Below are 4492 nucleotides of genomic sequence, written 5' to 3' on the forward strand. Positions count from 1 at the left end.
TTGAAGATTGCCCGACTGCAAGCCGCGCCAAAGCGCTGACTGATGCTCCTTAGAGCGGAACGGCGGGCTCATCACATGGGCCGCAGCAAACTCAAAATCGTCGGAGCGGTAGACACTCTCATCCACCACCAAATGCCCCGCCAGCACTTCGCCGTATACCCGCTGCCCTTCTGAGCGGGCGCGGCTAATGGCTTCGAGGGCCTCTTTGCACGACACATGCACAATATAGAGCGGCACGCCGAGCACCTGGGCAATGCGGATGGCGCGGTTGGCCGCCTCCCCTTCCACTTCCGGCGGGCGCGACAGCGGGTGTCCCTCCGGCCCGGTGATGCCCTGGGCCAGAAGCTTCTTTTGCAGGTGATAGACCAGTTCGCCATTTTCGGCGTGAACGGTGCAGAGCGCCCCGAGTTCCCACGCGCGGGTAAAGCTGTTCACCAGCACTTCATCTTCGCACATGATGGCGTTCTTATAGGCCATGAAGTGCTTGAAACTATTGACGCCGTAATCCTTGACCAGCGTCCCCATATCGCGGGCAACGCTCTCGTCCCACCAGGTGACGGCCACATGGAAAGAATAATCGGTGGCCGATTTTTCCGCCCAGCCGCGCCAGGTTTTATAGGCCTCCAGCAAAGATTGCTGCGGGCTCGGGATGACGAAATCGATAATCATCGTCGTCCCCCCGGCGGCCCCCGCCGAAGTGCCGCTGAAGAAATCTTCCGACGCGACCGTGCCCATGAACGGCAGTTCCATATGGGTATGCGGATCGATCCCGCCGGGCATGACATATTGCCCGCCCGCGTCGATAATCTCCGCACCCGCCGGAGCCTCCAAGTTCGGCCCCACGGCGATAATCTTATCGCCCTCGCACAAAACATCGGCCCGAGTGCTGGTGTCGGCGGTCACGACCGTCCCGCCGCGAATGAGTAATGCCATGACGCGCCTCCCGTAAGAAAAGCGCTGCCTAGCCTCGCTAGGCAGCGCAGACCCAACCTAGTTCTTCGACTTATCGAAAATGTCGTGCGTCCACGCGCCTTCCGGCTTCTTCGTGATGACGGGGGCCGATTTGCCGCCCATCAGCACGGCCACCGTGCGGTCGTAGGCAGCGGGATCGAGATAGCCGGTGCCTTTCGGGCTCTTGCCGATCAGCTTGGCGATTTCGCCCATCATGCGCTTCTGGTGCTTTTCGGTCTGCGCGCCCGAGGCGTCATTGTCGAGTACGACGCCCGCCGCCGCATCGCTATTGGCGGCGGCCCAATCCCAGCCCTTCATCGACGCTTTGACGAATTTCGCCAGCTTCGCCGCCATCGCCGGGTCTTTCACGCTTTTGCCCAGCGTGTAGAGACCGTCTTCCAGCGTGGCAACGCCCTGATCTTCGTACTTGAACACCAGCAGGTCGCTGTCTTTCAGCCCGCCGTCGATGACCTGCCAATATTCATTATAGGTCATCGTCGAGATACAGGCGGCCTGCTTTTGCAGAATCGGATCGACGTTGAAGCCCTGTTTCAGCACCGTCACGCCCGCGCCGCCGGTTGTGGCATAACCGAGCTTATCCATCCACGCGAGGAAGGGATATTCATTGCCGCCGAACCAGACGCCGAGCGTTTTACCGGGGAAATCCTTCGGCGCGGTGATGCCGCTATCCTTGCGGCAGGTCAGCATCATGCCCGAGCTTTGGAAAACTTGAGCGATATTGACGAGATCGACGCCCTTTTCGCGCGTTGCCAAGGCCGAGGGCATCCAATCGACGATCACATCGGCCCCGCCGCCTGCAATCACCTGGCTCGGGTTGATGTCCGGGCCGCCCGCCTTAATGGTGACATCAAGACCGACTTCCTTATAGAAGCCCTTATCTTTCGCCACATAATAGCCCGCGAACTGGGCCTGCGTGACCCACTTCAGTTGCAGCGTGAGCTTATCTTGCGCGGAAGCTGCCGTGGGCAGTGCCACCGCAAGCGCCAAAGCGGAGGAAACCAAAAGGCTTTTCATCGACATCATTCCATCTCCCAAAAACCGTTAAATCCGTGGAACCCCTACCCCTGTGCGGGCCGGTTAACCCGGCTCTCGCGAGCGCTTCTTCTTAACCCCATGCCCTTACCCCCGCGCCTTGCGGAACGAGGGATGCCAAAATGTTACCCGCCGCTCGATCAGCGTGATCGTACCATAAGCAACGGACCCAACCACACTCGCCACCGCAATCGTCGCCCACACGACATCCACATTCATGCGGGCAACCTCGGTGGAAATACGAAACCCCATGCCGACAATCGGCGTGCCGAAAAACTCTGCGACGATTGCGCCGATCAAGGCCAGGGTGGAATTCAGTTTCAGCGCATTGAAGATCATTGGGGCGGCCACCGGTAACCGCAAGGCTAGCAGGGTTTGCCCATAGCTCGCGCCATAGGAGGTCATTAAATCCCGCTGCATCCGGTCCGTCCCCTGCAATCCGGCGAGGGTGGAAATCAGCATGGGGAAGAAGGTCATCACCACGATCACCGCCGCTTTCGACGGCCAGTCGAAGCCGAACCACATCACCATAATCGGCGCGATCCCGACGATGGGAATGGCGCTGACGAGGTTCCCCAGCGGCAGCAATCCCCGTTGCAGGAACGGCGAGCGGTCCACCAGTAGCGCGATGATGAAGGCCGAGCCGTTCCCAAGCAGATACCCGGCAATCACCGATTTCAGCACGGTCTGCTGAAAATCGGCAAAGAGCACCGAGGCTTGGGCCACCAGGGCCAGGCCGATAGCGCTCGGCGCGGGCAGCAGCACTTTTGGCACCCCGAAACCACGCACGATCACTTCCCAAAGATAGAGAAGCGTCAAACCGAACAGTGCCGGAACCACCCAACCGAAGCGCGCCTCCGCGCGTGTGTCGTTGGATAGGCGCGCGAGCAGCGCCCAAGCCGCCGCCCCGGTCAATAGGGTCAACGGCCAGAGCAGAAGGCCGGAGCCTCCTTGCGCCAAAACCACCAGACTGAGGAGCGCAGCGAACGCCACCGTTGCCACCAGAATAGGAAGGTTCATCGCTTACCTCCCGCGACGGGGGTGTGCTGATAGCTCAGCGTGACCCGCTCGACGAACCCAATCAACGCCACCAGCCCCATGCCCAGCACCGCCGAGACAACCAGCGCCGACCAAATTTGGATCGTCTGGCCATAGTAAGAGCCCGCGAGCAGCCGCGCGCCAAGTCCGGCTTGCGCCCCTGTTGGCAGTTCGCCAACAATCGCGCCGACGAGAGCAATCGAAATCGCCACTTTCAGGCTGGTGAACAGAAACGGCATGGCGGCGGGCCAACGCAGCTTCCAGAAGGTTTGCGTTGGGCTCGCCGAATAAGTGCGCATCAGATCAAGCTGTAACGGATCGGGCGAGCGCAGACCCTTCACAAGGCCAATCGTGATCGGGAAGAAGCAGAGATACATAGCGATCACGGCTTTCGGCAGAAGCCCGGTAAGCCCGATATTGCCCAAAACCACCACGATCATTGGCGCAATCGCCAGGATCGGCACGGTCTGGGAGGCGATCACCCAGGGCATCAGCGATTTTTCCAGCGTGCGCACATGGACGATGCCGAGCGCCAAAATCCCGCCGAGCAACACGCCGAGCCCGAAGCCGGAGGCCATCGCCGAGCCCGTTACCCAAGTATGGAACAGCAAATTGCGCGGGCTATCGATGCGCGCCGAAAAACTTTTCTCTAAATCCGCATAAATCTGCTGCGGCGCGGGCAGCAGCGGCCGCTCCTGGCTCCAGGCCGCCGCCACAAGCTCGCCCGTGCTGTAGTCGGTTTTGCCGTTGCGCTGCCAGCCGTCGATGATCTGCGGCGCGTTCAGCCAGACCGCCCCGCCAAGCCACGCCACCGCGAGAACGGCGAGCACGAACAGCAGCGGTAAGGGCCGCGTAAGGGCGGCGGGCAGCCTAATCATCATTCCCATGCCCCGCCAGCAGCCCGTGCCGAACCCGGTGCGCCACGTCCAGAAAGGCTTGTGTATCGCGGGTTTCCGCCGACCGGTCACGCGGCAAGGGGCTATCGATAATATCGATGATCCGGCCCGGCCTTGCGCTCATGATGACGATTTTGGTGGAAAGATAGACCGCTTCGGAAATCGAATGAGTGACGAAAATCACCGTTTTATTGGTCTTCTTCCACAAGCTTAGAAGCTCGTCGTTCAGCCGGTCGCGGGTGATTTCATCGAGCGCGCCGAAGGGCTCATCCATCAGCAACAAATCGGGATCGAAGCTCAGCGCGCGGGCAATCGAAACCCGCTGCTGCATGCCGCCCGAAAGCTGCCAGGGGTATTTGCGCTCAAACCCGGTTAGCCCCACCAGTTCCAACGCCGCCCGCGCCCGCTCGCGCTGATCGGCTTTCGGCAGGCCCATAATTTCGAGCGGCAGCATCACGTTGCGCTCAACCGAACGCCACGGGTAGAGCGTCGGGGCTTGGAAGACGTAGCCATAGGCCCGGTCGAGCCGCGCCTGCTCCGGGGTTCCGCCATTG

At 60.9% G+C, this 4492-nt stretch carries 5 protein-coding genes; all 5 read right to left on the reverse strand.

All coding sequences use genetic code 11. The features are described 5' to 3' along the window. A partial coding sequence (locus tag ACIQ36_RS18620; RefSeq protein ID WP_395832124.1) for an amidohydrolase family protein occupies positions 1–933 on the reverse strand: 933 nt, incomplete at its 3' end. 57 nt (positions 934–990) lie between these two features. Further along, positions 991–1986 carry an ABC transporter substrate-binding protein gene (locus ACIQ36_RS18625; RefSeq protein ID WP_395832132.1) on the reverse strand — a complete coding sequence of 332 codons (996 nt, stop codon included), beginning with the start codon at positions 1984–1986 and terminating at the stop codon, positions 991–993. A gap of 105 nt (positions 1987–2091) precedes the next feature. Further along, complete coding sequence (locus ACIQ36_RS18630; RefSeq protein ID WP_395832126.1) at positions 2092–3024, reverse strand: ABC transporter permease; 933 nt, start codon at positions 3022–3024, stop codon at positions 2092–2094. Then, positions 3021–3923: an ABC transporter permease gene (locus ACIQ36_RS18635; RefSeq protein WP_395832128.1), complete on the reverse strand. Its 903-nt coding sequence runs from the start codon at positions 3921–3923 to the stop codon at positions 3021–3023. Before ACIQ36_RS18635 ends, ACIQ36_RS18630 begins: the two co-directional genes overlap by 4 nt. Further along, a partial coding sequence (locus tag ACIQ36_RS18640) for an ABC transporter ATP-binding protein (protein WP_395832130.1) occupies positions 3913–4492 on the reverse strand: 580 nt, incomplete at its 5' end. The genes ACIQ36_RS18640 and ACIQ36_RS18635, both read right to left, overlap by 11 nt.

Source organism: Elstera sp., from assembly GCF_044372965.1.
Lineage (GTDB): Bacteria > Pseudomonadota > Alphaproteobacteria > Elsterales > Elsteraceae > Elstera.

Excerpts from the sequence above, each read along its gene's own strand:
- ACIQ36_RS18630 (WP_395832126.1), bottom strand. The coding sequence starts at position 3,024 with ATGAACCTTCCTATTCTGGTGGCAACGGTGGCGTTCGCTGCGCTCCTC.
- ACIQ36_RS18635 (WP_395832128.1), bottom strand. The coding sequence starts at position 3,923 with ATGATGATTAGGCTGCCCGCCGCCCTTACGCGGCCCTTACCGCTGCTG.
- ACIQ36_RS18625 (WP_395832132.1), bottom strand. The coding sequence starts at position 1,986 with ATGAAAAGCCTTTTGGTTTCCTCCGCTTTGGCGCTTGCGGTGGCACTG.